Source organism: Roseiarcus sp., assembly GCF_049514155.1.
Taxonomy (GTDB): Bacteria; Pseudomonadota; Alphaproteobacteria; order Rhizobiales; family Beijerinckiaceae; genus Roseiarcus.
The window spans coordinates 1-23,925 of record NZ_JBEKVH010000044.1 but is presented as its reverse complement, the minus strand read 5'-3'; the positions used below and the strand labels follow the sequence as shown (position 1 = coordinate 23,925).

Annotated in this window: 29 protein-coding genes and 1 pseudogene; 7 read left to right on the top strand and 23 right to left on the bottom strand. The window is 65.3% G+C overall.

Annotation, left to right across the window (positions count from 1 at the left end):
- On the bottom strand, positions 1–299 hold a 299-nt coding region (locus ABSF49_RS08765), incomplete at its 3' end, for a glutathione S-transferase N-terminal domain-containing protein (RefSeq protein ID WP_424112263.1).
- A gap of 101 nt (positions 300–400) precedes the next feature.
- Here ABSF49_RS08765 and ABSF49_RS08760 point away from each other — a divergent pair.
- Positions 401–1,585 (top strand): pyridoxal phosphate-dependent aminotransferase, encoded by a 1,185-nt coding sequence (locus ABSF49_RS08760; protein ID WP_424112262.1) that lies wholly within the window; start codon positions 401–403, stop codon positions 1,583–1,585.
- 210 nt (positions 1,586–1,795) lie between these two features.
- Positions 1,796–2,224 carry a lysozyme inhibitor LprI family protein gene (locus ABSF49_RS08755; RefSeq protein ID WP_424112261.1) on the top strand — a complete coding sequence of 143 codons (429 nt, stop codon included), beginning with the start codon at positions 1,796–1,798 and terminating at the stop codon, positions 2,222–2,224.
- A gap of 271 nt (positions 2,225–2,495) precedes the next feature.
- Here the strand turns inward: ABSF49_RS08755 and ABSF49_RS08750 are convergent, their stop codons facing one another.
- On the bottom strand, positions 2,496–2,921 hold the full coding sequence (locus ABSF49_RS08750) for a type II toxin-antitoxin system PemK/MazF family toxin (RefSeq protein WP_424112260.1): 426 nt from the start codon (positions 2,919–2,921) through the stop codon (positions 2,496–2,498).
- A gap of 332 nt (positions 2,922–3,253) precedes the next feature.
- On the opposite strand from ABSF49_RS08750, the gene ABSF49_RS08745 reads away from it, so the two are divergent.
- On the top strand, positions 3,254–4,066 hold the full coding sequence (locus ABSF49_RS08745) for a hypothetical protein (RefSeq protein ID WP_424112259.1): 813 nt from the start codon (positions 3,254–3,256) through the stop codon (positions 4,064–4,066).
- Positions 4,067–4,333: 267 nt separating this feature from the next.
- On the opposite strand, the gene ABSF49_RS08740 is transcribed toward ABSF49_RS08745, so the two are convergent.
- The 5 genes from ABSF49_RS08740 to ABSF49_RS08720 form a co-directional block, all read right to left on the bottom strand.
- Entirely contained in the window at positions 4,334–5,293 is a 960-nt protein-coding gene (locus ABSF49_RS08740; RefSeq protein ID WP_424112258.1) for a CHAD domain-containing protein, read from the bottom strand.
- Positions 5,290–6,927 carry an acyl-CoA synthetase gene (locus ABSF49_RS08735; protein WP_424112257.1) on the bottom strand — a complete coding sequence of 546 codons (1,638 nt, stop codon included), beginning with the start codon at positions 6,925–6,927 and terminating at the stop codon, positions 5,290–5,292. The genes ABSF49_RS08740 and ABSF49_RS08735 overlap by 4 nt, the downstream gene beginning before the upstream one ends.
- Before the next feature lie 96 nt (positions 6,928–7,023).
- Positions 7,024–7,965 (bottom strand): hypothetical protein, encoded by a 942-nt coding sequence (locus ABSF49_RS08730; protein WP_424112256.1) that lies wholly within the window; start codon positions 7,963–7,965, stop codon positions 7,024–7,026.
- 70 nt (positions 7,966–8,035) lie between these two features.
- Positions 8,036–8,476, bottom strand: a complete 441-nt coding sequence (locus ABSF49_RS08725) for a GtrA family protein (protein ID WP_424112255.1) — start codon at positions 8,474–8,476, stop codon at positions 8,036–8,038.
- Between the two features lie 59 nt (positions 8,477–8,535).
- Positions 8,536–9,306 carry a sulfite exporter TauE/SafE family protein gene (locus tag ABSF49_RS08720; RefSeq protein ID WP_424112254.1) on the bottom strand — a complete coding sequence of 257 codons (771 nt, stop codon included), beginning with the start codon at positions 9,304–9,306 and terminating at the stop codon, positions 8,536–8,538.
- A 119-nt stretch (positions 9,307–9,425) separates the two neighbouring features.
- On the opposite strand from ABSF49_RS08720, the gene ABSF49_RS08715 reads away from it, so the two are divergent.
- Positions 9,426–11,327: a propionyl-CoA synthetase gene (locus tag ABSF49_RS08715; protein ID WP_424112253.1), complete on the top strand. Its 1,902-nt coding sequence runs from the start codon at positions 9,426–9,428 to the stop codon at positions 11,325–11,327.
- A 337-nt stretch (positions 11,328–11,664) separates the two neighbouring features.
- Here ABSF49_RS08715 and ABSF49_RS08710 read toward each other — a convergent pair whose 3' ends face one another.
- Both ABSF49_RS08710 and ABSF49_RS08705 read right to left on the bottom strand, forming a co-directional pair.
- A complete protein-coding gene (locus ABSF49_RS08710; protein WP_424112252.1) occupies positions 11,665–11,997 on the bottom strand; it encodes a type II toxin-antitoxin system death-on-curing family toxin in 333 nt (110 codons plus the stop codon).
- Positions 11,998–12,049: 52 nt separating this feature from the next.
- Positions 12,050–12,322, bottom strand: coding sequence for a hypothetical protein (locus tag ABSF49_RS08705; protein WP_424112251.1), 273 nt, complete (start codon positions 12,320–12,322; stop codon positions 12,050–12,052).
- A gap of 696 nt (positions 12,323–13,018) precedes the next feature.
- Between ABSF49_RS08705 and ABSF49_RS08700 the strand changes: the two genes are divergently transcribed.
- Complete coding sequence (locus ABSF49_RS08700) at positions 13,019–13,498, top strand: hypothetical protein (protein ID WP_424112250.1); 480 nt, start codon at positions 13,019–13,021, stop codon at positions 13,496–13,498.
- Positions 13,499–13,635: 137 nt separating this feature from the next.
- Here the strand turns inward: ABSF49_RS08700 and ABSF49_RS08695 are convergent, their stop codons facing one another.
- The 4 genes from ABSF49_RS08695 to ABSF49_RS08680 all read right to left on the bottom strand — a co-directional run bounded on the left by ABSF49_RS08695 (position 13,636) and on the right by ABSF49_RS08680 (position 15,954).
- Positions 13,636–13,950 (bottom strand): septal ring lytic transglycosylase RlpA family protein, encoded by a 315-nt coding sequence (locus ABSF49_RS08695; RefSeq protein ID WP_424112249.1) that lies wholly within the window; start codon positions 13,948–13,950, stop codon positions 13,636–13,638.
- A 133-nt stretch (positions 13,951–14,083) separates the two neighbouring features.
- Entirely contained in the window at positions 14,084–14,398 is a 315-nt protein-coding gene (locus tag ABSF49_RS08690) for a hypothetical protein (protein ID WP_424112248.1), read from the bottom strand.
- Between the two features lie 323 nt (positions 14,399–14,721).
- Positions 14,722–15,051, bottom strand: coding sequence for a hypothetical protein (locus ABSF49_RS08685; protein WP_424112247.1), 330 nt, complete (start codon positions 15,049–15,051; stop codon positions 14,722–14,724).
- Positions 15,052–15,519: 468 nt separating this feature from the next.
- Entirely contained in the window at positions 15,520–15,954 is a 435-nt protein-coding gene (locus ABSF49_RS08680) for a nuclear transport factor 2 family protein (protein ID WP_424112246.1), read from the bottom strand.
- Between the two features lie 179 nt (positions 15,955–16,133).
- Between ABSF49_RS08680 and ABSF49_RS08675 the strand changes: the two genes are divergently transcribed.
- Together ABSF49_RS08675 and ABSF49_RS08670 are read left to right on the top strand one after the other, a co-directional pair.
- A complete protein-coding gene (locus tag ABSF49_RS08675) occupies positions 16,134–16,505 on the top strand; it encodes a winged helix-turn-helix transcriptional regulator (RefSeq protein WP_424112245.1) in 372 nt (123 codons plus the stop codon).
- A 121-nt stretch (positions 16,506–16,626) separates the two neighbouring features.
- Complete coding sequence (locus tag ABSF49_RS08670; RefSeq protein ID WP_424112244.1) at positions 16,627–17,820, top strand: IS481 family transposase; 1,194 nt, start codon at positions 16,627–16,629, stop codon at positions 17,818–17,820.
- A 129-nt stretch (positions 17,821–17,949) separates the two neighbouring features.
- Here ABSF49_RS08670 and ABSF49_RS08665 read toward each other — a convergent pair whose 3' ends face one another.
- The 10 genes and pseudogenes from ABSF49_RS08665 to ABSF49_RS08620 all read right to left on the bottom strand — a co-directional run.
- Positions 17,950–18,627, bottom strand: coding sequence for a ParA family protein (locus ABSF49_RS08665; RefSeq protein WP_424112243.1), 678 nt, complete (start codon positions 18,625–18,627; stop codon positions 17,950–17,952).
- A 99-nt stretch (positions 18,628–18,726) separates the two neighbouring features.
- Positions 18,727–19,086 (bottom strand): YciI family protein, encoded by a 360-nt coding sequence (locus ABSF49_RS08660; protein ID WP_424112242.1) that lies wholly within the window; start codon positions 19,084–19,086, stop codon positions 18,727–18,729.
- 73 nt (positions 19,087–19,159) lie between these two features.
- Positions 19,160–19,957 carry a VOC family protein gene (locus ABSF49_RS08655; RefSeq protein WP_424112241.1) on the bottom strand — a complete coding sequence of 266 codons (798 nt, stop codon included), beginning with the start codon at positions 19,955–19,957 and terminating at the stop codon, positions 19,160–19,162.
- A 55-nt stretch (positions 19,958–20,012) separates the two neighbouring features.
- On the bottom strand, positions 20,013–20,741 hold the full coding sequence (locus ABSF49_RS08650; protein ID WP_424112240.1) for a TetR/AcrR family transcriptional regulator: 729 nt from the start codon (positions 20,739–20,741) through the stop codon (positions 20,013–20,015).
- Positions 20,742–20,994: 253 nt separating this feature from the next.
- On the bottom strand, positions 20,995–21,648 hold the full coding sequence (petA, locus tag ABSF49_RS08645) for a ubiquinol-cytochrome c reductase iron-sulfur subunit (RefSeq protein ID WP_424112239.1): 654 nt from the start codon (positions 21,646–21,648) through the stop codon (positions 20,995–20,997).
- 78 nt (positions 21,649–21,726) lie between these two features.
- Complete coding sequence (gene vapC / locus ABSF49_RS08640) at positions 21,727–22,125, bottom strand: tRNA(fMet)-specific endonuclease VapC (RefSeq protein WP_424112238.1); 399 nt, start codon at positions 22,123–22,125, stop codon at positions 21,727–21,729.
- Positions 22,125–22,346 carry a type II toxin-antitoxin system VapB family antitoxin gene (gene vapB, locus ABSF49_RS08635; RefSeq protein ID WP_424112237.1) on the bottom strand — a complete coding sequence of 74 codons (222 nt, stop codon included), beginning with the start codon at positions 22,344–22,346 and terminating at the stop codon, positions 22,125–22,127. Before vapB ends, vapC begins: the two co-directional genes overlap by 1 nt.
- A 94-nt stretch (positions 22,347–22,440) precedes the next feature.
- Positions 22,441–23,514, bottom strand: coding sequence for a helix-turn-helix domain-containing protein (locus ABSF49_RS08630; protein ID WP_424112236.1), 1,074 nt, complete (start codon positions 23,512–23,514; stop codon positions 22,441–22,443).
- A gap of 10 nt (positions 23,515–23,524) precedes the next feature.
- Entirely contained in the window at positions 23,525–23,701 is a 177-nt protein-coding gene (locus ABSF49_RS08625) for a hypothetical protein (RefSeq protein ID WP_424112235.1), read from the bottom strand.
- 133 nt (positions 23,702–23,834) lie between these two features.
- A pseudogene (locus ABSF49_RS08620) lies at positions 23,835–23,925 on the bottom strand (IS5/IS1182 family transposase); the annotation flags it as partial.

Sequence of the window (23,925 nt, the reverse complement as noted above, 5' to 3'; positions counted from 1 at the left end):
CATTCCGCCCATTTGTCGACCTGGGCGCGCGCCGCCGGGTCGCGCGGCCAGAACGGGTCGTCGCCATATTTCGCGCCGAGGTAACGCAGGATCGCGCCGGTCTCCCAGATCGGCTCGTCGTCGCCGTCGCGCAGGACGGGGATGAGGCCGTTCGGGTTCATGGCGAGAAACTCGGGCGTGCGATTGCCGCCATAGGCATGGCCGATGTCGTGGCGACGATAGGCGAGCCCCAACTCGCCGACGCACCACATCGCCGCCTGGACGTTCGACGAAGTCTTTCGGCCCCAGATGGTCAGCATTCGGCAATCTCTTCGGGAACGGCGGCTGCGGCGCCGATCATGCGCCCTTGTCCGCCGCGCGCCAACCGCCATACAACAGAAGTCTCCAGGGAGGCCCGCCCATGCTCGACGTCGTTCCCGCCTTCTCGCGCATCGGCGACGAGAACGCGTTTGCGGTTCTCGCCCGCGCGACCGAGCTTCAGCGCCAGGGGCGCGAGATCGTCAATCTCGGCATCGGCCAGCCGGATTTCAAAACTGCGCCGCATATCGTCGAGGCGGCGGTCAAGGCGTTGCGCGACGGCGAGCACGGCTACACGCCGGCGGCGGGGATCGCGCCGCTGCGCGAGGCGGTCGCCGCCGATCTCCATCGTCGCTATGGCGTCGAAGTCTCGCCCGATCTCGTGCTGATCGTCCCCGGCGGCAAGGTGACGATGCATATGGCGATCCTGATGTTCGGCGCGCCGGGCGTCGACATCCTCTATCCCGATCCCGGCTTCCCGATCTATCGCTCGATGATCGAGTTCGCCGGCGCGCGCCCCGTGCCGATCCCGATGCGCGAAGAGAACGACTTCGCCTTTTCGGCCGAGGAGACGCTGTCGCTGCTGACGCCGCAGACGCGGCTGATCATCCTCAACTCGCCCGCCAATCCGACCGGCGGCGTCACGCCGCGCGAGGAGATCGACAGGCTCGTCGCCGGCCTCGCGCGCTTTCCCGACGTCGCCATCCTGTCCGACGAGATCTACGGGCAGATGACCTACGATAATCATCGCCATCAGACGCTGCTCGCCTATCCGGAAATCCGCGACCGGCTGATCCTGCTCGACGGCTGGTCGAAGACCTACGCGATGACCGGCTGGCGGCTCGGCTTTTCGGTCTGGCCGCAGCCGCTCTATGACGCGGCGCGCAAGCTGGCGGTCAATTCCTATTCCTGCGTCAATGCGGCGGCGCAATTCGCCGGCCTGGCGGCGCTGACCGGGCCGCAGGACGCGGTTCAGGCGATGGTGGCCGAATTCGACGCGCGCCGCCGCATCGTCGTCGACGGACTCAACGCGCTGCCGGGCGTCAACGCCGCGACGCCGAAGGGCGCCTTCTACGCGTTTCCCAACATCGCCAAGACGGGTTGGAAGGCGAAGGCGCTCGCCGGCGCGCTGCTCGAGGAAGCGGGCGTGGCGACGATCGGCGGGCCCGACTTCGGCGTCTTCGGCGAGGGCTACGTCCGCCTCTCCTACGCCAATTCGCGTCCCAACATCGCCCGCGCGTTGGCGCGCATCGGCGACTTCCTGCGCGCCCACGCGCCGCCGGCGTGAGCGCCGCCGGACCGTAAAGACTGGCGCGGGCGTGGTCCGCGTTCGTGCGCGCGTCATGCTGCGGACGCAGAAGAGTCGGAGCGATGGACCCACCGCGGCCGCGCGTTTAATAATGGACGCGCGTCGGGCAGGCGACGGCGCTGAGTCGTACGGGAGGCGCGTCGCTCGGGGCGGACTTCGCCTTTGTGGGTTACGGGGGTCATTTCGCCGATGAACGCTTCGCAATTGCGAATCTTCTTCGTCCTCGCCGCGGCGCTCGCTGCGCCTTCGGCCGGCGCTCTGGCCGAGGATCTCAGGCCGTCGCAGGCCGCTTGCGACGCGCGCAAGATCGGCGCGCGCGATCTCGCCGATTGCCTGCGCACGGCGGCCGATCGCGCCGACAAGGAGCTTGCGGCCGTGGTCGACGCGTCGCTGAAGAGCGTCGACGCGCGCGCCGGCGTGCTCAACGCGCAGAAGTCGCGCTGGAAGCGCTCGCTCAACGAGGCCGAGGATCAGTGGGTGAGCTGGCGCGACGTCGAATGTCAGGATGTGGCGCCGTTCGAGGCCGGCATGAGCGCCAAGGGCGGCGATCCGCGCCTCGCCTGCATCATCGACCGCGATTCCGAGCGAGTCGCCGACCTCAAGGCGCGTTACCCGTAGGGGGCGGGCGCGTTACCCACAAGCGGAGAAAGCACGCGGAAATGAAAAAGCGCCGCCCGTTGCCGAGCGGCGCTTGGGACAGGCCGGTGTCCTCCCATTGGACGACGACCCCATAAATGGTGGAGTCGACGGGAATCGAACCCGTGTTACCGGTTTATCGACGCCGTGCGGTGGCTTGTGATGGCCCTTTGCACGGCCGCCCCTCGCGGGGTCTTGAGACGCGGATTTCGCTGGGAAGCGAGAGAGCCGCTAACATTCGAAAAATAGTGAATTATAGGTGCTTTGTCAAGCCCGATAATCCGATAGAGCGTAATAAACATTGCCGGACTTCTCTAATCTGATCTTCCGTCAAGCAACGGATTATGTAATTTCTAGTTCCGTCCGGCCGCTTTCCTTTGCGTAGTAAGTCTAACCTATGGAATGCAACTGAATATACCATATCTGCTTTGACCCACATAAATTCCTTGTCCCAAGGTTCAGGAAGCAACGGCCAAATGCGCAATTGAGAATGGTATGGCATCCGAGGAACTGGGTCCGTCGTGCTTAAGGCGACGACTGTGCACAATTTGGCGCGAGCGGCGATCTTTGGGCTGATGACCACGACGGGGCGGCGCTTGACCATTTCAGGCACCTTGAACCCCGCACTGAAATCGCAAATCAGGATTGTGCCTAACGGGGGATGTTCTGTGATGGGCATTTCGCCGCTTCTTCTTTCCCTTGCATGGTGGGCGGCTCCCGTGCGATTCTAAGGATGTTGCATCGCCCAGAGATCGCGTGGGAAACCGCCCGGTTGCTTGGTCGCCACGAAGGCCGGTTATCCGTTGGCGCGGGGCCGGCCTTCTTCGTTAGTCGCTCCCGAGACGCCGGCGACCGGGCGGGGGAGCTGATCAAGGGTCATCGAGAATCTCCAACGCGCCGACTCTCGGCGCGAGGCCAATCTCGCAGACACGATAATGCCGGTCAAGAAAAACTTGCGGCATTATCCAGGAACTATTATAACGAGGCCGTAGCAAACCCGCGGAGGGCGCGATGGCGCGAATTACTAGCCCGGGATACCCCGGTACCTCTCTTTGCGAAGCCGTTGAATTAACTAGCAAAATATTCGAAAAGAACCGTCAGAATCCAACTGATCGCGAGGCCGCCGTCAAGGACATGGGCTACAGCGGCATGACGGGCACGTCCACGAAGATACTGTCGGACCTCTCCCATTACGGCCTAATCGAGAAGGCCGGCAAGGGTGGCGTTCGGGTCACGGATACGGCGGTAAGAATCCTGCTTCCTCACGATAAGGCTGAAAAACAGGACGCGCTGCTTCTGGCGGCACACACGCCTACGCTCTTTCGCAATATCCGAGAACAGTGGCCAGACGGCTATATCTCTGAGAATTCCCTTCGCGCCTATCTAATGCGGCAAGGATTCGCCTCGGCCGCAGTTAACCCCGTGATCAAGAGTTATCAGAAAACTTACGAGCTTTTGCGGCAAGAAGGCGTAAGTGAAAGTAATGGTGCCTCGTCTGAAAAGGACGAAAAATCAGCGACGGAAGGGCAAACCGACTCTCCTGCCAAAGCGCCACATATCCAGAGGGAAGCCCTTGAGGGTATGGCGGCAAAGACTGCGGCGGGCGATCTTGGTTCTGCTCCTAGGAGAGAAGGAGTCGCCTTGATGACCGGAGAGCGCGTTGTCTTTGTCGAGGAAACCAGCCCGTTGCAATATCTGAAATTAGTGGCGAGCGGCGACCTTGATCCGAGCTTGCTGGAGGCTCTTGAGGATTACGTAAAACGGCAGAAAAAACGCTTGGGAGTCGTGACGCCAACGGCGACGCAGACCTCGAACGACAAATAGGCGTTCCTATGATTCCGCCGCTTATGCGACGTAGTTTTTGCAAATGCCCGCTCAAACGCTTCACCAGTTACTTTAGCGCCGAGTTTCCGAGCGGCTTCTATGAATCGCTCGGACTGGGCTTTGTCGGATCGCTTTGACTTAGATTTTGGCCCTGTTTTTGGCCTTTCGGCTTTTGCCGTACGGCGTGTCACTCAGCAGTTGTTCGATAGGTGAGGCGCTTCCCGACGACGCCTTTCAAGGCTCGGTCGGCGCGAACAATCGCGTCGTCTACGGGATGTGAGCCGTTCCGCCGCCGGGATCGGCCGGAGGCGCATCCGCCGCCGCGACGGCGCGGGGCGCGCGCGGCGCTCTGTGCGCCGGCGGCTTGCGGCGCGGGTTTTCGATATAGGCGGCGAGGCGGCGCTCGAAGGCGGACGGCCGCTCGGCGAACAGGCGGGCGTAGAGCTGCGCGGCGCGTCGCGCCAGCGGCCGGCGCCGCTTGGCGATCAGCACGGCGACGGCGACCTTCTGCTCCGGGGTCAGCTCGGGGCGCGCGGCGGCGAATTCGGCGAGCACGGAGAGATCGTTGTGATCGCCAAGCGCCGTGCGCAGCCGCTGCAGCTCGCGCATCGTCGCCCGCATCATCGCCGGCCAGGCCGGCTCGAACACGCCGAGCTGATAGACGAGGTCGACGACCCGCACCCTCAGCCCATGCAATTCGCGCGGAGGGCCGCTCGGCAAAGCCGCCGCGCCGCGCCGCCGCGCCGATCGGTAGGCGCCCCTGACCGCCGCGATCAGCGGCGTCGCGCCCGCCACCTCGACGTCCCACGCCTCGACCGAGTCGGCGAGCGCGCGCAGCTCGGCGGCGAGGCCGCCGACGTCGAGGTCGTGATGAGCGCGTCGCTCCGCTTCGCGCTGCTCGGCGATCGCGGCGATCAGCGCGTCGCGGGTCTCTGGCGGCGGATCGAGCGCCGCGAGCACGCCGGGCAGGATGTCGAGATCGCGCGCCCGCCCGACCTTGCGCCGCGCCGCGTTGATCGCAGCGAGCGTCGCCTCGGCCGGCGCGCCGACGAGATCGGCGAACAGGCGGGCGAGCGCCGCCGCGCCTTTCAGCGTCTTGCGCAGGTCGTGGATGCGCGTCGCTTCGTCCTCGCCGGCGCGCGGGAACTGGCGCGAAGCGAGCCGCAGCGCGCGCGCCAGCGCGGCGCGGCAGTGCGGCGGCCAGCCCGATTTTCGACTGGCGGTCACGACGACGCGGCCACACGCGCCCGCGCACGCAAGGCGAACTTCTGCACCTTGCCGGTCGAGGTCTTGGGGATCTCGGCGAACACGACGCGGCGCGGGCATTTGTAATGGGCGAGCCGCGCGCGGCACCAGCCGATCAGCTCGTCCTCGCTGGCGCTATGGCCCGGCTTCAGCTCGACGAAGGCGCAGGGCGTCTCGCCCCATTTGTCGTCGGGCGCCGCCACCACCGCGGCGAGCTGGACGCTCGGGTGCTGGAACAATGCGTCCTCGACTTCGATCGACGAAATGTTCTCGCCGCCCGAGATGATGATGTCCTTGGAGCGGTCCCTGAGTTGGAGGTAGCCGTCGGGATGCTTGACGCCGAGGTCGCCGGAATGGAACCAGCCGCCGGCGAACGCCTTGTCGGTCGAGGCCTTGTTCTTGAGGTAGCCCTTCATCACCACATTGCCGCGGAACATCACCTCTCCCATCGTCTCGCCGTCGGCGGGCACGCTTCGCATCGTCTCGGGATCGATGACGTCGAGCGCCTCGAGGGCGTGGTAGCGCACGCCCTGGCGCGACTTCATCGCCGCCTGGGTCGGCGCGTCGAGCGTGTTCCACGCGTCCTTCCAGTCGTTGACCACCGCCGGGCCGTAGGTCTCGGTGAGCCCGTAGAGATGGGTGACCTCGAAGCCGGCTTCGCGCATCGCCGCCAGCACCGCGGCGGGCGGCGGCGCAGCGGCGGTGAAGAAGCGCACCACATGCGGCAGCGGCCGCTTCTCTTCGGGGCGCGCGTTGAGCAGAACCGACATGACGATCGGCGCGCCGCAGAGGTGGGTGACGCGGTGCTCGGCGATCAGGTCGTACATCGCCTTGGCGCGCACCTGGCGCAGGCAGATGTGGACGCCCGCCTTGACGCTGATCGACCACGGAAAGCACCAGCCGTTGCAATGGAACATCGGCAGCGTCCACAGATAGACCGGGTGGCGGCCCATGTCGGCGGTGACGACGTTGCCGACCGCGAGCAGGTTGGCGCCGCGATGGTGGTAGACGACCCCCTTGGGGTCGCCGGTGGTGCCTGAAGTGTAGTTGAGCGAAATCGCGTCCCACTCGTCGCGCGGCCTGACCCAAGCGTATTCCGGGTCGCCCTCGGCGAGCAGCGCCTCGTAGTCGAGCCCGCCGAGCGCCGCGCCGTCGCCGTCGTATTCGGGATCGTCGTAGTCGACGATCAGCGGCCTGGCCTTGCAGAGCTTCAGCGCCGCGGCGATCACGCCCGAGAATTCGCGGTCGACGATGAGCGCCTTGGCCTCGCCATGGTCGAGCATGAAGGCGATCGCCGCCGCGTCGAGGCGGGTGTTGAGCGTGTTGAGCACCGCCCCGCACATCGGCGCGCCGTAGTGGCATTCGAGCATCGCCGGCGTGTTGGCGAGCATGACGGCGACCGTGTCGCCGCGCGTGAAGCCGCGCTTGGCGAGCGCCGAGCCGAGCCGGCGCGCGCGGGCGTAGAAGTCGCGATAATTGCGCCGCAGCGGACCGTGGACGATCGCCAATTGGTCGGGGAAGACCTGGGCCGCGCGCTCGAGCAGCGTCAGCGGCGTCAACGGCTGGAAATTGGCGGGGTTGCGATCGAGGTCCAGGTCGTAAGGCGAAGTCGTCATGCCGGCGCTCCCCGAGGGTCCGCGCCATCATAACGCGCCGGCGCGCCGATGCGAGGGGGCGACGGCTTCCGCCGGCCTGGGTCGGTCGGACTTGACCTACTTGCCCCCGACGAGTGGGTGCAGGAGATCCTGGGTCGGAGCGAGGTTTTCGTAACCGGAGAGGAGCGCATCCTCCGACTTCGCCCTGTCCGCGGAATCCGGGTCGCCCTTGGCTGCAGTCCAGACAGCGAGACGCTCGACATAGGCTGCGAACGCGTCCTGCTCGTTCTGCTCGATCGCTTTGACCCGCGGATCGGCGTCGAGAAAGGCCTGGCTCGTCTTGCGGATCGTTTCGTCTTTGGCGGCGAGCGCGGCGAGCGCCCAATATGCGGAGGAGAGCGTCATGACGCGCGAGAACGGCGAAAGATCGCGCCTGCACTGATACTTGCCGCAGAGGACGCGCGCCAGCCGCTGGTAGCCGCCGCGTCGATCGTTCTCGCCGAAGCGCGCTTGCATCAGGGCGACGCGCACGGCGTCGCGGATCTGGTCATCTTCAGCGGCGGAGAAATTGCCGAGGATCGCCTTGATGTAGGTCGGATCGCCGGTCGACATGAACGCCCCGATCAACAGGTCGTTGTCGGCGGCGGCGGACCTCGGCTTGACCTCGTCGAGCCGCGGCGGCCGCTCGCTTTCGAGCCCGGCCAACGCCGCTTGCAGATGCTCGGTTTGGGCGAAGTTGCGCGCCGCTTCGTCCCGACCGGCGCGCTGGAGCGCCATGAGAATGGTCCTCTTCATCGCCGGCGGCCCGACGGCGGCGAGAATCTTCGCCTCCATCGACGGCGTCGATGTGATCACGCCGGCGAAGAAGCCGACCATCGCGGCGTTGACCTCCGGCTTGACCGACGAGGCGTCGCGCAGGGCGGCGAGCGTCTCATTGAGGCAGGCCTCGCTCTTGTCGCGATAAAAGGTCGAGGCGCAGTCGTCGGAAGGGGTTTGCGCCATGCCCGTCGACGCGCAGAGCGCGACGGCGAAGGCGAGTCCTCGAACGAGCCGCTTCATGACCATCTCTCCGCTCGACCGATGCCCGGCGCCGCGAGGCCGGCAAGCAAATGCGACGAAACTCGCCGCGCTAAGGCCGGAACGCGAACCAGCGGAAGCCGACGAAAGTGACGACCATCGCCACGCCGCTGCCGGCGGCGACGAACAGCGGCAGGACGCCCGGCGTCGCCGTCAGGCCGATGAGCGGCCAGAAGACGACGCAGAGCGAATAGACGGCGTAATTGACCGCCAGCCCTCCCGCCGCCACCAGGCAATAGCGCAGGAAGGCGCGCGCCAGCGGCGCCTTGGCGTGGCGGAAGGTGATCGCGCGGTTGAGGGCGAAATTGACGATCGTCGCGATGACAAAGCCTGGCGGACGGGCGATTTCGGGCGACAGGCCGAGATACTTCGCGCCGAGATAGGTGATGCCGGCGTCGACGACGTAGCCGGTCAGACCGATCGCGGCGAAGGAGGGGATCTGCCGGCTGAGGCGGGCGCCCGCCTCGACCGCGTCGTCGCCGCCTGCGCTCATCCCGCATTCCCCTCGAACCTTCAACGCCGCATCCTGCCGCGTCGGCGGTTAAATTCGCGCTACCCCCACAGGCCCCAGGCGCCGTCCCAGATCAGCTTGACGCCGACGAGGAAGGTCAGCGCCAGCACCGCGACATAGAACCGTTCGGCCGACACGCGCCTCACCAGCCAGACGCCGGCGAAGGTCGACGCCACCGCCACCGGCAGCAGCGACGCGGAAGCCGAGAGGTTGTCGCGGCTGAACTGGCCGAGGGCGAAATAGGGTCCCACTTTCAGCAGGTTGACGATGGCGAAGAGGATCGCCGAGGTGCCGGCGAAAATCCGCGGCGTCAGCCTCTGCGGCAGCAAGTAGACCATCGTCGGCGGCGCGCCGGTATGGCTGACGAAGCTGGTGAAGCCGGCGACGGCGCCCCAGAACAGGCCGGGCGCGACCGTCGCCTCGGTCGCCGCGGCGGAGGCGAGCCGATCGCGCAGCAACATGAAGGCGACGAAGCCGACCGAGATCAGCCCGACCGCGAGCCGCACCGCCTGTTCGTCGACCCGCGCCGCCATCAGCCAGCCGGCCGCGACGCCGATTGCGCCTGCCGGCGCGAGGATCGCGAGGTTGCGCAGGTCCCAGTCGCGGCGGAAGGCCCAGACGCTGACCCAGTCCTGGACGATCAGGATCGGCAGCACGATCGCCGCCGCCTTGACCGGCGAGATCGCCAGCGCGACCAGCGGCATGGCGAGCGAACTCAAGCCGGAGAAGCCCCCCTTCGACAGGCCGAGCAGAATCACCGCCGGGATCGCCGCGAGATAGAAAAGAGGATCGCCGGGAAAAGCGGAAAGCATCAATCGCTCGTCTTACGCCTAAATGTTAGCGCGACGCGGATTGCGCTCGCCCGGCGGGCGCGTCAAGGTCCTGAGCGAAAACGGCGATCGCCGCCGGCGCGGCGAGCGGGAGCGAAACAATGGTCAGCCGCTACGGCGAAGTCTACGCGCAGTGGCGCGCCGATCCGCAAGGATTCTGGGCCAAGGCGGCGGAGGGGATCGACTGGATCCGTCCGCCCAGAACGATCTTCGACGCTGAAGCCGGCGTCTACGGCCGCTGGTTTCCCGACGCGACGTTGAACGCCTGCTACAACGCCGTCGACCGCCATGTCGCGGCCGGCCGCGGCGATCAGGCGGCGATCTATTACGACAGCCCGGTCACCAACGCGAAGCGGCGCATCAGCTATCGCGAGCTGCTGGACGAGGTGGCGACGCTCGCCGCGGCGCTCGCCGATCTCGGCCTCGCCAAGGGCGACCGCGTCATCGTCTACATGCCGATGATCCCCGAGGCGCTGTTCGCCATGCTCGCCTGCGCGCGCATCGGCGCGGTCCATTCGGTGGTGTTCGGCGGCTTCGCCGCCAAGGAGCTCGCAACCCGCATCGACGACGCCGAGCCCAAGCTGGTGTTGACGGCGAGCTGCGGCGTCGAGCCCGGCCGCCTGGTCGAATACAAGCCGCTGCTCGATCTCGCCATCGGCCTCGCCAGGCACAAGCCGCAGGCCTGCGTCGTCTTCCAGCGGCCGCAACTCGAGGGCAGGATGTTCGCCGAGCGCGACCGCGACTGGGCGGGGCTGGTCGCGGCGACGCGTGCGGCGGGAAAAAGCGCGCCCTGCGTCGAACTCGCCGCCACCGACCCGCTCTACATTCTCTACACGTCCGGCACGACCGGAACGCCCAAGGGCGTGGTGCGCGACGCCGGCGGCTATTGCGTCGCGCTGAAATGGTCGATGAGCGCGATCTATGGCGTCGAGCCGGGCGAGACCTATTGGGCGGCTTCCGACATCGGCTGGGTGGTCGGCCATTCCTACATCGTCTATGCGCCGCTGCTGCACGGCTGCGCGACCGTGCTCTACGAAGGCAAGCCGATCGGCACCCCCGACGCCGGCGCGTTCTGGCGGATGATCGAGGAATACAAGGTCGCCGCCTTCTTCACCGCGCCGACCGCGCTGCGGGCGGTGCGCAAGGAGGACCCGCACGCGACCCTGCTGCAGGCCTATTCGATCGCTTCGATGCGCACGCTTTTCCTCGCCGGCGAGCGGGCCGATCCCGACACCGTCGCCTGGGCCGAGCATGTGCTCAAGGTCCCGGTCGTCGATCACTGGTGGCAGACCGAAACCGGCTGGGCGATCGCCGCCAATCCAGTCGGCCTCGGCCTGCTGCCGATCAAGCGCGGTTCGCCGACCGTGCCGATGCCGGGCTACGCGGTCGAGATCGTCGACGAGGGCTGCCATCCGGTTCCGGCCGGGACGATGGGCTCGATCGTGATCAAGCTGCCGCTGCCGCCGGGCTGCCTGCCGACGCTCTATCGCAATGACGAGCGCATGCGCGCGGGCTACCTCAAGGACTTTCCCGGCTACTACAAGACCTCCGACGCCGGCTTCAAGGACGAGGACGGCTATCTCACCATCCTCGGCCGCACCGACGACATCATCAACGTCGCCGGCCATCGCCTGTCGACCGGCGGCATGGAGGAGGTCGTCGCCTCGCATCCGGCGGTCGCCGAATGCGCCGTGGTCGGCGTCAAGGACGAGATCAAGGGCGAACAGCCTTGCGGCTTCATCGTGCTGAAGTCCGGCGTCGACCGGCCGCACGCCGAGATCGAACGCGAGGTCGTCGCGCTGGTGCGCGAAAAGATCGGCCCCGTCGCCGCGTTCAAGCTGGCGCTGGTCGTCCAGCGCCTGCCCAAGACCCGCTCCGGCAAGATCCTGCGCGGCACGATGAAGAAGATCGCCGACCACGATCCCTGGTCGACGCCGGCGACGATCGAGGACCCGGCGACGCTGGAGGAGATCGGCGAGGCGTTGAGGGCGAGGGGGTTCTGAGGGGGGCGTCCTTGCGGGGGAAGGTGGGCGCGCGAAGCGCGGCCGGATGAGGGCGCGCAGCAAGGCGCTCTGGCGGGCGCTGTCCCCCGAGAGGCGCGACAAGTTCGTTACGCAGGCGGGCGATTTCAATGCGCTAGGCGCCATTTTGCGCGCGCCGCGCAGGTGCTGCGACAAGCCAAAGCGGGCCCATTACCGAACTGCGATAAAGAGAATTGACGAGGACGAACTCCGAAAACTCGAAAACGTCTGAAAGGACGCAATCAAAGAGCTGTCCCTCAAATGATTTGTCTCAGTCGAGGGGCGCAGTTCAATTCCGTAATCCCGTAATCCAGTAATCCTAGGCTTTCGCAAGGCGCTGTCTGAACCATGAAGTGAGAGCTTCGAGATCAATACGGTGTTCCACTAGCCCCAACACTACGGTTTCAGCTGCGTCGCTTAAGTTTTCGCCTTCTAAGGGGGTGAGCCTGTAACCGCTGCGCTCTAAGAAAACATTCAGCACCAGTAGAGCGGTCCTCTTGTTCCCGTCGATAAAGCCATGATTTTGAGCAATCGATTGCAGAAGGGCTGCGGCCTTTTCCCAAATTCGTCGGCGAAAGCCCACATACGGTCTCGCGATCCCCGACTCAATTACTGTCAGTTCGCGAACGCCGTCGAGACCGCCGATCAGCATCGCGATCTCGTGTGCAGCGAACACGTCCTCAAGCGTGACTCGATAGTGGCGCTTACCTATCGGCGAGCCTCTTCAATGCTGGGCCCAAAACAACGGTCGCGTTGGCGAGGGCGTCCAGTGACGCACTGCTTACGTCGCGACCGCTCCCACCTTTCCTTTTGACAGGGGCGTGCGAATTCTGCACGTGACGCGAGCTGGCTCCCACCTTGCTCTTTTTCGCGATAACCGACGTCAGCTTCTCATTGCTGTCGAACTCTTTGGCAAACTGCTCCCCATAGATCGCCCGCAGGGCGCCAATGGTGGTGTTCGAGTGTTTCTTGAGCATGTTCCCATACGTCTTGAGGACGGCGCCGTCTCGTTTGTCGACAGACTTGCGTTGCATCCTGGCTCACCGCAGCGTGTCGTAGCCAATGAATGTGCCATTCGCGAGACCAAAAGGCCAGACGTATCGGACGCGTCTTAATGGCCCTACGCGGGTAACCGCCCGAACGGAGGATGAAAAGGAGTCGGCGGAGCAGTTGAAGAGACCTCCTTGGTTGCGGAGGCGCGGTAACAACCGTTGAGAGTGTGCGATCCCAATTTTTCGGCCGGCAGAACGATGGCGGATGCCCAACTTTATCGATAGCAGTCAGGGTGTTACGGAGCCGCCATATCATATTGCTAATGCGCCGGTGAATGCCGCACGGACGGAGAGCCATCTATTCCCCGCGCCATCGGCCTCTCGGCTTCGGAAGATTTGCTGTCATGAGTTCGACGGCGCCTTCCGCCGAAGCGCGGTTTCCATTCTCCCCCTGCGGGAGAAAGCAGCGCGGCTGGACGAGGGGTCGCGCCGCAAGGCGCGACTCGGCTGCCGGCAGGGCCCTCGCCCCTGCCTCTCCGAATGGGAGAGGGAAGCGCGTGCGCGGGCGAGGTATCGCTAGCGTTCATGTTAGGCGCGAAAGCGCTGGAACGATTGCGGTTTCGTTCGGGGGTTCCAATGATCGAGACGGGATCGATTGGCCCACTTCTGCGGATGGCGATCGTGGCGGTCGCATGGGGTCCGAGCGCCGCCAATGCGGAAGACCGATCCGTGCAGATCGACGCCTCGGTCACCTATGTGTTCAACCGCCTCAGACCCAATCCGACGTCCAACATCCCGGTGACCCACAGCTATCAGGTCACCCTTTCCGGCGCGAATCAGGTCGACGAGCAGCGGACGTCGCAATCGGGGACTTTGTCGTATTCGAGCCAATCGACGCGGGTGCTCGGTCAATCGGGGAGCGAAGGCAAGACAGGGGGCGCTTGGCGCGTCGCCGGTCCGCACAGTCTCGTGCGCGAGCGCGATCTGCCCCAGAGCACCGAGACTCTCACGATCGCCGTTCAAGGCCAGTCTTGTGAGATCAGCGTTTCGAATCGATTGAAGCCCGGCTTCTCCGAATTCAAGTATCCGCGCGTCGGCTCCGGCGAATGGCAATATTTCTCGGCGCCTCAGGTCACGAGCACGTCTTGCGTCATCCGATGATCGCAAGTCGATCCTTCGGTTCGGCCTGTCGGCCATCTTTCCGTCCGAGCCATGCCCGATCGGCGCCGCTCCGGCCCGTCCCTTCTCCCCGCGAAGGGGGAGATGGCGCCGGGGGCAAACGCCGCGCCGATTCCCGTCTATTGCACGAGCTCGAGCCTGACGTTCGCGACGCCCGCTTGGCGCATGCCGAGCACATCGGCGGCGACGGTTGAAAGGTCGATGATTCGACCCGTCGACGCATAGGGTCCGCGATCGACGATCGTCACGACGACGTTTCGGCCATTGTCGAGATTGTAGACTCGCACGTGCGTTCCAAACGGCAGCGTGAGATGCGCGGCGATCAAGCCGCCATGATTCGGATTGTGATAATAGGCCGCGACGCCGAATTGATCCGCCGACGCGTCGGAGATCATGAAGGTCGCGCCCAATGCCGCCAGGATGAACAGCTTCAATGGCGTCTCCTCGCGCGTGACCTCCCGAATGCGGCGCCGTTTTCAGGCTTGGGGCGTGCGTCATCGCGAGGCGGATTGAGACGCCATAAGTCGACGGGGACAAGAATCGGAATCTACTCAGCGGCAGTTCCGGCTAATCGAATCCTGCCTCGAGCGGTCCGCTTCGCTCGCCCGGCCTCTCGGCCGACGGCGCGGAAAGACGCGGCCGCGGCGATCCGATCGGCTGGCGAAACCTCACGGCGCGCGGGTTAGCTTGATCCAGACGGGCCTTGATCTGATCCGCCGGCAAAATCAGATGACCGTCGCCATCGACAATCCAGACGAAGGCGGCGCCGCCGCTCAACTCAAACGCGGCGTCTCTGAGCGCCTCGTCGATCGTCGCGCGCGAAGCCTTCATCACCGGAACGCCTACGTCGGTCGCCGCATGGACAAAATAGATCTTCGACATTTCGGCTCTCCAACGTCGTGCGGTCGGCAGGGATTGGCGTGACGGCGAAAGCGTCGCATCGCGGCGAAATCTTGCAGTGAATCGGATTCGACTCGCGAGCGCGAACCGCCCGCGCGAGCCGGCGAATCCGATCATGGCGATTGGCAGGCGAGAGAGCGCCCGCACCACATCGTCGCGCGGTCCCTCGGCAGCCTGCTCGTATCAATCCGCTCGCGGCGCTCGCCAACCTCGTATCACGGCCGACGCAAACCGCGAGCAGACGCTTACGTCGTCAACTAGGGCGGAATCCGGGCGAAACGAGCGTCACCCGTTTTCGGCGAATGTCAGCAGTTGGTCTTGGTGCGGGTTTCGCTGTCGCCGCTCGCGTCTGTCCTGGTGACAGACTTCGTCGAGCAACCGTCTGTAGATTGGGGATCAGGAGAATCGATAACGCGGTGCTCAACCACAACGGGCGGATTGTCGTCGTGACCGATGATGCAGGCGCCGAGCGGGCCGATATGCGCGCCGATCGCGCAATCGACAGGTTGGACATAGGGCGTCGCATAGCGCGACGCGGGGAGCATCGTGGCTTGGGTGGCGACGACCGAGGCCAACATAGCCCCCGCGCCGACGAGGGCGGCCGTGAAGCCGCCGATCAACTGACGTGAAGACATAATCATACCTTCCGTGTGCGCATCATTGATGGAGGGGGAAGCGTCAACGATGCGCGCGCACTCCGCGCCAAGCGGGATCGGAAGTGAAGCGTCGGAAATTACCTAGGAGCGATTGCGACCTAGCTTGGCCGTGGAAGCACGATGCGTGGAGCATGCAGACGTCGAGACCGATCGCCAGAGCGACGCGGCGAGCGGCCGCTGTCCACTCAGCCGCCGAGCGGACCCGCGCCTCGACATCAGCTGAAGAGGGCGCGAAGCGGCGTGGGGCCTGACTGCCGATCGGCGCGATCTGTCGTTGAAGCCATCGCGCTGGGCAGCGGGAACGCGCATTGCCGAGACATAGGCGGGTCAAGGCGGCGAGCGTATCGGCGACGGATCGACTCGCCAGTCCTTCCTCCTCGGGCTCATGTCAACCATAAGGACTTGTCGCATGGCCGTGTCTCTTGATCGTCTCGGGGCGCCGACCGTTCAGCGAGCGCGCGCCGTCAGCGCGTTCCAGGCTGCGAGCGAGTCCATGTAGTCTCTCCAGTGTGTGATTTCTCGCTTCTCGATCTTGATGATTGAGCAAAACCGGTTGTCGTACTTCATGCCCGTTGCGAGGATCGTCCCATGGACCTCGTATTCGATGACCGCGGTCCGGCCGTCGTCCGTATTGTGGACAATCAACTGATCGGCGGACTGAAGCGCGATGGCGTCGACGTAGCCCCTGAACGCGGCCATCAACGCGGTCCGCCCCTTGATGACGCGAGGCCAACCTGCGATGTCGTAGAGGACCTCATAGACGACGTTGTCGGCGACGACGTCGAAGAAATGGTCGCCATCGACGCCGTCGCCCAGCGCCCCACGGACCAGATCGAAGTAAGGGGCGGCGGCGGCGTAGGCGGCGTATTTCGACTTCGGCATCCTGGACTCTCCATGCCTTTCGCAAGGTGGCTTACAAATGGAGAGCCACATATAAATCGGAAGCTTGCTTCAAAGAAGAAGGCACTTTGAGATCAGTTGCTCACGTCGAGGTAGGTTATGAAAAGCCGAGCAAAGCCGGGCGCCTGGACCCTGCGGCAATTTGCAGAAGCTCGGACCCGATGGCGGTCCGGGAGCTGCTGACCAAGATCGGCGACAAGTGGACGATCTTCGTCGTGCTTTCGCTCGACCTGCTCGGCGGGCGCGCTCGTTTCTCCGAACTCGAACGTGCGGTTCCGGGGATTTCACAGCGGACGCTGTCTTCAACCCTGAAGAATCTCGAACGCGACGGGCTGGCGATCCGCGAGCTGTTCCCCGCGGCGCCGCCGCGCGTCGAGTACGAGATAACAGAGCTTGGAAAGAGCCTGCTGCGCCCGACGCAAGGACGGGTCGATCGGGCCAAGGCGAATTGGGAGCAGGTCAGGGATGCGCAATCGAACTACGATGCGAGATCGCCGCTGGCGTTGCAGCGGGGGGCGGCGCCCCGCGTATAGAAGTTCGCGTTCCCTTCTCCCCTCGCGGGAGAAGAGCCTGCCCTGTGCAGCCCGGCTAGATAGGTGACGAACTAGACCGGGATGATGGGTGACAGTTTTCTGTTGGCTGGGGGACCGGCCAATGCCTTGGGAAGAAAACTGCGCGATGGATCAGCGGCTGCGTTTTATCGGGCTGGATTTGACGGGCGAGTTTTCGATGACGGAGCTGTGCGAGGCGTTCTCGATCAGCCGGAAGACTGGCTACAAATGGCGCGAGCGCTATGCGGCGTTTGGGGCGGAAGGTCTTGTTGAGCGTTCGCACGCGCCGAAGCGTCCGGCGCATGTGACGCCGCAGGCGGTGGTCGAGGCCATCATCGCGCGACGGCGGATGCGGCCGAGCTGGGGGCCACGCAAGATCGTGGTCACGCTCGGCGAGCTCTATCCGCATATCGCATGGCCGGCGGCCTCGACGGCGGGCGAGATTTTGAAGCGGGCGGGCCTGGTGGGTCCGCGCCGGTTACATCGGCGGGCGCCGCCGCGGCTTGGCGAACTGACGCAGGCGGAGCGGCCCAACCATCTCTGGGCGGTCGATCACAAGGGCTGGGTCAGGCTCGGCGACGGAACGCGCTGCGAGCCGCTGACGATCACCGACAGCTTCAGCCGCTATCTGATCAGCCTCAGCGCAACGACGAATACGCGCGAAGAGCAGGCCAGGCCGCTGTTCGAACAGGCTTTCCGGGAGCATGGCTTGCCTGACGCAATCCGCTCGGACAACGGCTCGCCGTTCGCCTCGACTGGCGTGACGGGACTGACGGCGCTCTCGGTGTGGTGGGCGAAATTGGGCGTCGCGCACGAGCGCATCGATCCGGGTCAGCCGCAGCAAAATGGTCGGCACGAGCGGTTCCATCGCACGTTGCTCGAGGCGATGCGGCCGCCCAGCGCCAACCGGTCGGCGCAGGAGCGCCGGTTCGAAGTCTTCATGCGCGAATACAATGACGAGCGCCCGCACGAAGCGCTCGGCCAGAAGCCGCCGTCGCGGTTCTATGCGCCGTCGCCGCGCGCCATGCCCGACAAGATTCCCGAGCCCGCCTATCCCAAGGACGCCATAGCGCGCGAAGTGCGGCAAAACGGCGAAATCAAATGGCGCGGCAAGCTGGTCGGCGTTTCGACGGCGCTGGCCGGCGAGACCGTCTGCGTCGAAGAAACCGAACAGGGCGAATGGCAAGTCCGCTTCTATGCCCTGCCGCTCGGCGTCATCGACGCCAAAACAAATCGCTTGCGCCGCCTGCGCGTCCTCGAGGACGCGCAGGCGGCGCAACAACCCTCAGAACCCTGAAAATGTGTCACCCATCATCCCGGTCTAAATTGTCACCCATCATCCCGCTGGACACGACTTCGTCGGCCGGATGAGGGGGAGCGGGCCGCCCTCACCCCGGCCCTCTACCGCACGCGGGAGAGGAGGCGGTCACTCCGCCGCTTCGCTTGTCCGCGGCAGGGCGGCTTGGGCGCGCTGCATCAGCGCCTCCTCCATCCGCTCGGCGACTTCGCGCAAGAACGGGTTGCGGGTCTCGCGCCCGGCGCGGCCGGCGTCGAGATCGGCCTGGAAGCCGTCGCGCAGCGGCCAGTGCTCCGGCAGCAGCTCGAACCCCGCTTCGGCGATCGCCTCGGCGGCGCGGGCGAGCTGCGGCTCCGAGCGGCCGATCTTGGACAGGACGACGACGATGCGCCCCTCGGCGCCGCGCCTGGCGAGCTTCCTGGCCAGCGCCAGCGTCGGCCGCAGATCGTCGAGCGAGGTGCCGGTCGGCAGGAACACGACGTCGCTTTCCTCGGCGAGCTCCTTGGTCAGGTCGTCGGCGAGGCCGCGCGTGTCGGCGACGATGAAGTCGACGTCGACCTCCGCCTTGCGCAGTTTCTTGAGGCTCTTGAACGCGCGCGTGTCGATTTCCGGTACGATCGCCGCCTGCAGCCGCGCCGCATTCCACTCGACGCAGGTGAGCTGGTCGAGGTCGAAGTCGGCGAGCAGCGCGCGCTGGCCGCGATGGGCCGCCCCGACCGCGAACAGCCGCGCCAGCGCGCTCTTGCCGACGCCGCCCTTCTGGCTGACGAAACTGATCGTTTTCGCCGGCAGCCTGCCCTTGCTCATCGCCCCCTCCGCACCGCGGCGGGAGCATAGGCTGAATCGCGCTGCGCCAGAAGCGCGCCCAGAGGCCGCAGGGTCAGCGCTCGGCGATCTTGCCGCGGTTCAGGCGAAGTCCTCCATCTCGTAGAGCGGACGGATCTCGATCTCCGAGGGGACGGGCATCGGATTCGGGCATTGCTTGAGCCAACCGATCGCTTCGTCGAGGTCCTCCACCTTCCAGATCCAATAGCCCGAGGCGAGTTCGCCGACGATTCCGAACGGCCCGAGCTTCACCGTGCGCTTGGCGCCGTCGAAGGCGACGCGCGCGCCCTCAGCGGTCGGCTTCAAGCCGCCGCCGTCGACCATCACGCCGGCGGCGATCAGCTTCTGGTTGAAGGCGCCCATCGCCGCGATCAGCTCGCGGCTCGGCGGGTTGCCGGATTCGGAATCCGTCGTCGCCTTGACGATGACCATCACCCGCATCGCCGCTCCTCCCGTCGATTGTCTTCGCGCGCGTCCCGCGGCGCGCGCCAGCGCCGCGAGGCCAGCCGTCGCCTCAGCGCTTGGGCGCGACCAGCGCGAACAGCGCGCCTTCGAGGTCGAGCCCGTGGACGATCCACTGGCCGCCGGGCACTTCCGTAGGGCCGTTGACGATTCTGCCGCCCTTGGCCTTGACGCGTTCGGCGGCGGCGTCGATCGCCGGCACGTTGAAATAGTAGAGCCACGTCGGCGCCGGCATTTCCGGCGTGCGGGTCATCATGCCGCCGTAGTCGCTATCGCCGCCGGCGAAGCCGAACAGCTGGTAGACGCCCATCGCGCCCATATCCATGCCGTGGCGCTTGGTCCAGTCGAACAGGCCGGAATAGAAGGCGAACGCCTTCGCGCCGTCGCCGGCGTGCAACTCGCGCCAGCCGACCAGGCCGGGCGTGTCGGGCGCGGGCGGGGGCGGCGGATTGCCGCCGGCGTCGCGAAAGAGCCTGAAATACGCGCCCTGCGGGTCGGTGACGACGGCGAAGCGGCCGATTCCGGGAATGTCGCTCGGCGGGCGCTTCACCGCGCCGCCGGCGGCGGTCAGCTTCGCCGCCGCCTTGTCGACGTCCTCGACCCAGACGTAGCCGGCCCAGCATGGCGGCGCGCCCCTCGCCTTGGCTTCCGCGGAAATCGTGATCATGCCGGCGACGCCGTAGACGCCGGCGGAAAGGACGGTGTAGGGCCGCTCGCCGGTCCCGGCAGTCTGCTTGGCGGTCCAGCCGACGACATGGGCGTAGAAATCGGCGGCGGCTTTGACGTTGTCGCCCATCCACTCGCACCAGACGAACTTGCCTGCGGGGGTCATGGTCTTCGCTTCGCTCATTATGTCGTCTCCTCAATTGGGGCCGGCGGCCCGCCGAACCGCGGCGATGTCGAGCTTATCGATCGCCAGTATAGCCTTCATGACCCGGTTCGCTTGATCGGCGTCGCCGCTGGTCAAGAGTTCGGGCAGGGCGCGCGGCGCTCGCTTCGGCGGGTCGGCCCGGCGCAGGCGCGCCGAACAGCATCTCGACGTAGCGCCGCAGATGGTCGAGGCATTCGACGGCGATTTCCGCGCCGCCGCTGGCCTTGGCGAGCACGAACGCGCCCTGCAGCGCCGCCTGCGTGTACAGCGCGAGACTTTCCGGCTTCCATGTCGCCTCGGGTGCGTAGATCGCCTTGGCGGCGGCGAGGTCGGCCGCCAGTCGGTCGGCGTGCTCGCGGATGTAGCGGTCGCAGGCCTGGCGGATGGCGGGGTGGGTCTCGTAGGCCTCCTGCACCATCGTGCCGAGCAGGCAGGTGAACTGCGGCAGCCCGCCCTGCAGGATGGCCTTGCGGAAATCGATGTAGCCGAGCGCACGGGCGCGCGGGTCGGCCAGGGCGGCATAAGGCGCAGCGTCGAACAGCGCGTCGGCGCGCGCGGCGAAATGCGCCGCCGCGGCGATGGCGCAGGCTTCCTTGCCGGCGAAATGATGGAAGAAGGCGCCCTTGGTCAGCCCCGCCGCGGCGCAGATGTCTTCGACCCGCGTCGCCGAATAGCCCTTGGCGCGAATGACGTCGACCGCCGCGTCGAGCAGCCGGTCGCCCGAGACTTGCGCCGCCTTCGCCTTCGCGCCTCGCGTCGCCACGGTCGCCTCCCTTGGTCGGGCCTTGGAGCGGGCTGTCCTCAGACGAACCGCCCTCGGCCGTCATCGCGCGCGGCGACGGCCTCGAGGGCTCAACGGGATCGCGTCGCGCCCGAATTGTCAGCCGGACGAACGATACCGACCGGTTGGTATCTTGTCAAGCGGCCGAACGCGCAAGGAGCGCTGGCGGTGAACCGGGCGTGTCGGCCTATCGCGCCAAGCGGCGGCGACGCCGGGTTTGATGGCGGCCAACGCTTCACACCTGCAGGACCGAGCCGAAGTCGAAATTCGACCCCGGCGGGTTCTCGCCGACGCGCAAGGTCTTGTCGTTGGGGAAATGATAGGGCGGGACCGGCAGGTTGTAGGGCGCCGGGACGCCGACGAAGACTCGTCCGGCGAGGTCGTATTTCGAGCCGTGGCAGGGGCAGAAATAGCCGCCGGGCCAGTTCGCCGCCGGTTCGGTCGGGCTCGGCTGCGGCCAGAACTTGGGGATGCAGCCGAGATGGGTGCAGACCCCGACCAGCGCCAGGATTTCCGGCTTGATCGAGCGGCTCCAGTTGGTCGCGTAGTCGGGCTGCTGATGCGCGGTCGAATTAGGGTCGGAGAGCAGCGCCAGATGCGCGGGCGTCCGCAGCGCGTCGAGCGCCTCCTTCGGCCGGTTGACGATGAACACCGGGCGCGCGCTCCACAGCACGACGATCTGTTGGCCGGGCTGGATCTGGCTGATGTCGATGTCGACCGGCCCGGCGGCGGCCTCGGTCGCCGCGTCGGGGTTCATCTGGTCGATGAGCGGCCACAGCGTCGCCGCCGCGCCGACCGTTCCGACCGCGGCGGTGGCGAGATAGAGGAAATCGCGGCGCGTCGGCTCGGCCGCAGCGGGGGCAGGGGTTTGCGACGAAGCCAAGGTCATGCCGCAACTCCAGCCGGCGGACCGCCCCAGCGGCGGCGATCAATTGCTAAAATGGCAATGCGGGGGAATTCGGGCGGGCTAGGCCCAATCTTCGCAGCGCAAGCCCTCGACACGGTCGAACTCGCCGCGATTGCCGGCAGCGACGACGAGCCCGCGGCTGCGGGCGTGACCGGCGATCAGCAGCTCGTAACCGCCGATCGGGCGTCCCTGCCGTTCCAACGCAGCGCGGATATCGGCGGCGTGGGCCGCCGCCTCGGCGTCGAAGGGCAAGACATCGAGGCGCGCGGCGAAATTCTCCACCTCGCGCCGATTGACGTCCGGCCGCGCCGACTTTGCCGCGCCGTGCAGCAGTTCGGTCAAGACGATGGTCGAAATCGACAGACCGTCGGCCTCGCGATTGAAGCGCTCGCGCAAGCTTGGCGAACGATCTCTCAGGGCGCGGATGCACAGGTTGGTGTCGAGCGCGTAGCGCAACATCAGAATGTGTCGCGCCGCTGGATGGGCGGCTGCTCGCGTCGCGGCAGATCGATTCCCGGCGCGTCGAAGAAGTCGTCCCAGACCGTATCGGCCGGGACGACGATACGGCGCTTGCCGTCGCGCAGAATGGTGACTTCTGTCACGCCTTCGGGAAACGCGACGTCCTTGGGCAGGCGAACGGCCTGCGAGCGATTGGAGCGAAACAGCTTGGTGCGCGTCATGGCTCGGCTCGCGCGAGGTTGGGATATGCCGGGAGGATATACGTCAACCGTCGCTAGTTCAAGAGTGGCGCACACTCCCCGCTTCGTCTTTCGCCTATTTCACGACACGCAGCCCCTCACGATTTGCCGCCACAGGCCGTTGTTCCACGCCTGCCAAATTCCAGATCAGCCCCTCCAGCTCATCGAGCGGCAAATGCAAACTGTCAGCTATGTCATTCTTTGTCGTTCTCTCAGCCCAAAGCTGAGCTAGAACCTTGCGCCAAATGACGGAAGTCTCCCTATCTATTCCGATCGGCTCAGACGATCGGAATCCCCTCCTTCCAAGTTCTATACAAATGGATTTATACTGCCACGCAGACAATAATCCCAACGCGCTGAGTCGATACGCCATCGCCATGGCCGAGACGCGCCATCTACGCTTATAATCTAAAATAGTGTCAATGTTAATTCTTCGTGGTATTCTCGCCTTTACATCTTTCTCTGGCATCAGAAATGCTGACGCAAACCGGTCGGCTTCCCGTTCTGCGGACCTATTTCCCTTTGGGTCGCCATGTTTATGCATGACAAGATGTCCAAGTTCATGAGCAGAATCGAAAATACTGCTCTCCGCTGTCTTGAAGTTATTCAAGAACACAAATGGCTTATCGTCACGCCAAAACGAAAAGGCGTTAACTGACGCCGTGTTTTCTGACAACGAGAAAAGACGAATGCCATTTGTTTCTAATAACGCAAGCATATTTCCAATAGGCTTTTCCCCTATTCGCCAATTCTGCCGCAGAGACGACGCCGCCACTTCCGGGCTCGTTTCATAACTAAGATCAAGCAAATTCGCTTGAGGAAGGCTGAAACGCTCCTCTATCCATCCATTAAGTTGGAGCCCGAGTGACCCGGCTGACACTGCCGCGTCACGCTCTCGAGCGCTCATTTTGGAAAAACTTCGGAAACTGACGGCACCCGTGTCGACGTCTTCTGGGTCCGCATCGTGAAAGAAGCTGACGGGGAAATTCAGCACCTTGGCAAGCCTTGCCACCGTCAGTTCGTCAGGCACATTCGCGCTGTTTTCCAACCTAGAAATCGTGTCAATGGCGAGGTCAGCCTTTTCCGCAAGCGCCTTCGCGGTCAGCCGCCGCCGCTTTCGGGCAAGGCTGAGCCTTCTAGGATTAAACATGGAATGACCGCTACTTGCGCGCTATCTGGGGATCAAAGCCGTCTGCAACGTCGCCATCGTCGACGGGAAGCAATGTGCCGTCGTCGTCGCCGCCTATGGAGAGGTAAAGACGTTCGACGGCGGCGCTAAAGGTCCCTCCTTTGACGACGGGGCGTGTCAGCTCCGCCGCTCCAGTCTCGTCGACCATGAGATAGTAGAGGGCCCATCCGTCTGCTGGACGCGCCGCGAAATGAGGAAGGCTTGCAAACAAGCCGGCGCCGCTGGCACGTTCCGCGCCCGCGCCCTTCTTAGAGTCGGACTCGAAATGATCCCGTTTGGGGTCAAGCCCTTGCGATGCGTCGGGTGAGGGTGCGGATGTGCGCGACGAGCACCCATGCGACAGCGCTGGCGATTGTTGCTTCGAAATCCTTG

What these genes read in the sequence shown, in the direction of transcription:
- ABSF49_RS08760 (WP_424112262.1), top strand. Translation starts at nt 401, where the DNA reads ATGCTCGACGTCGTTCCCGCCTTCTCGCGCATCGGCGACGAGAACGCG.
- ABSF49_RS08755 (WP_424112261.1), top strand. Translation starts at nt 1,796, where the DNA reads ATGAACGCTTCGCAATTGCGAATCTTCTTCGTCCTCGCCGCGGCGCTC.
- ABSF49_RS08750 (WP_424112260.1), bottom strand. Translation starts at nt 2,921, where the DNA reads ATGCCCATCACAGAACATCCCCCGTTAGGCACAATCCTGATTTGCGAT.
- ABSF49_RS08745 (WP_424112259.1), top strand. Translation starts at nt 3,254, where the DNA reads ATGGCGCGAATTACTAGCCCGGGATACCCCGGTACCTCTCTTTGCGAA.
- ABSF49_RS08735 (WP_424112257.1), bottom strand. Translation starts at nt 6,927, where the DNA reads ATGACGACTTCGCCTTACGACCTGGACCTCGATCGCAACCCCGCCAAT.
- ABSF49_RS08730 (WP_424112256.1), bottom strand. Translation starts at nt 7,965, where the DNA reads ATGAAGCGGCTCGTTCGAGGACTCGCCTTCGCCGTCGCGCTCTGCGCG.
- ABSF49_RS08725 (WP_424112255.1), bottom strand. Translation starts at nt 8,476, where the DNA reads ATGAGCGCAGGCGGCGACGACGCGGTCGAGGCGGGCGCCCGCCTCAGC.
- ABSF49_RS08720 (WP_424112254.1), bottom strand. Translation starts at nt 9,306, where the DNA reads ATGCTTTCCGCTTTTCCCGGCGATCCTCTTTTCTATCTCGCGGCGATC.
- ABSF49_RS08715 (WP_424112253.1), top strand. Translation starts at nt 9,426, where the DNA reads ATGGTCAGCCGCTACGGCGAAGTCTACGCGCAGTGGCGCGCCGATCCG.
- ABSF49_RS08710 (WP_424112252.1), bottom strand. Translation starts at nt 11,997, where the DNA reads ATGCTGATCGGCGGTCTCGACGGCGTTCGCGAACTGACAGTAATTGAG.
- ABSF49_RS08705 (WP_424112251.1), bottom strand. Translation starts at nt 12,322, where the DNA reads ATGCTCAAGAAACACTCGAACACCACCATTGGCGCCCTGCGGGCGATC.
- ABSF49_RS08690 (WP_424112248.1), bottom strand. Translation starts at nt 14,398, where the DNA reads ATGTCGAAGATCTATTTTGTCCATGCGGCGACCGACGTAGGCGTTCCG.
- ABSF49_RS08685 (WP_424112247.1), bottom strand. Translation starts at nt 15,051, where the DNA reads ATGTCTTCACGTCAGTTGATCGGCGGCTTCACGGCCGCCCTCGTCGGC.
- ABSF49_RS08680 (WP_424112246.1), bottom strand. Translation starts at nt 15,954, where the DNA reads ATGCCGAAGTCGAAATACGCCGCCTACGCCGCCGCCGCCCCTTACTTC.
- ABSF49_RS08675 (WP_424112245.1), top strand. Translation starts at nt 16,134, where the DNA reads ATGGCGGTCCGGGAGCTGCTGACCAAGATCGGCGACAAGTGGACGATC.
- ABSF49_RS08670 (WP_424112244.1), top strand. Translation starts at nt 16,627, where the DNA reads ATGCCTTGGGAAGAAAACTGCGCGATGGATCAGCGGCTGCGTTTTATC.
- ABSF49_RS08665 (WP_424112243.1), bottom strand. Translation starts at nt 18,627, where the DNA reads ATGAGCAAGGGCAGGCTGCCGGCGAAAACGATCAGTTTCGTCAGCCAG.
- ABSF49_RS08660 (WP_424112242.1), bottom strand. Translation starts at nt 19,086, where the DNA reads ATGCGGGTGATGGTCATCGTCAAGGCGACGACGGATTCCGAATCCGGC.
- ABSF49_RS08655 (WP_424112241.1), bottom strand. Translation starts at nt 19,957, where the DNA reads ATGAGCGAAGCGAAGACCATGACCCCCGCAGGCAAGTTCGTCTGGTGC.
- petA (WP_424112239.1), bottom strand. Translation starts at nt 21,648, where the DNA reads ATGACCTTGGCTTCGTCGCAAACCCCTGCCCCCGCTGCGGCCGAGCCG.
- vapC (WP_424112238.1), bottom strand. Translation starts at nt 22,125, where the DNA reads ATGTTGCGCTACGCGCTCGACACCAACCTGTGCATCCGCGCCCTGAGA.
- vapB (WP_424112237.1), bottom strand. Translation starts at nt 22,346, where the DNA reads ATGACGCGCACCAAGCTGTTTCGCTCCAATCGCTCGCAGGCCGTTCGC.
- ABSF49_RS08630 (WP_424112236.1), bottom strand. Translation starts at nt 23,514, where the DNA reads ATGTTTAATCCTAGAAGGCTCAGCCTTGCCCGAAAGCGGCGGCGGCTG.
- ABSF49_RS08625 (WP_424112235.1), bottom strand. Translation starts at nt 23,701, where the DNA reads ATGGTCGACGAGACTGGAGCGGCGGAGCTGACACGCCCCGTCGTCAAA.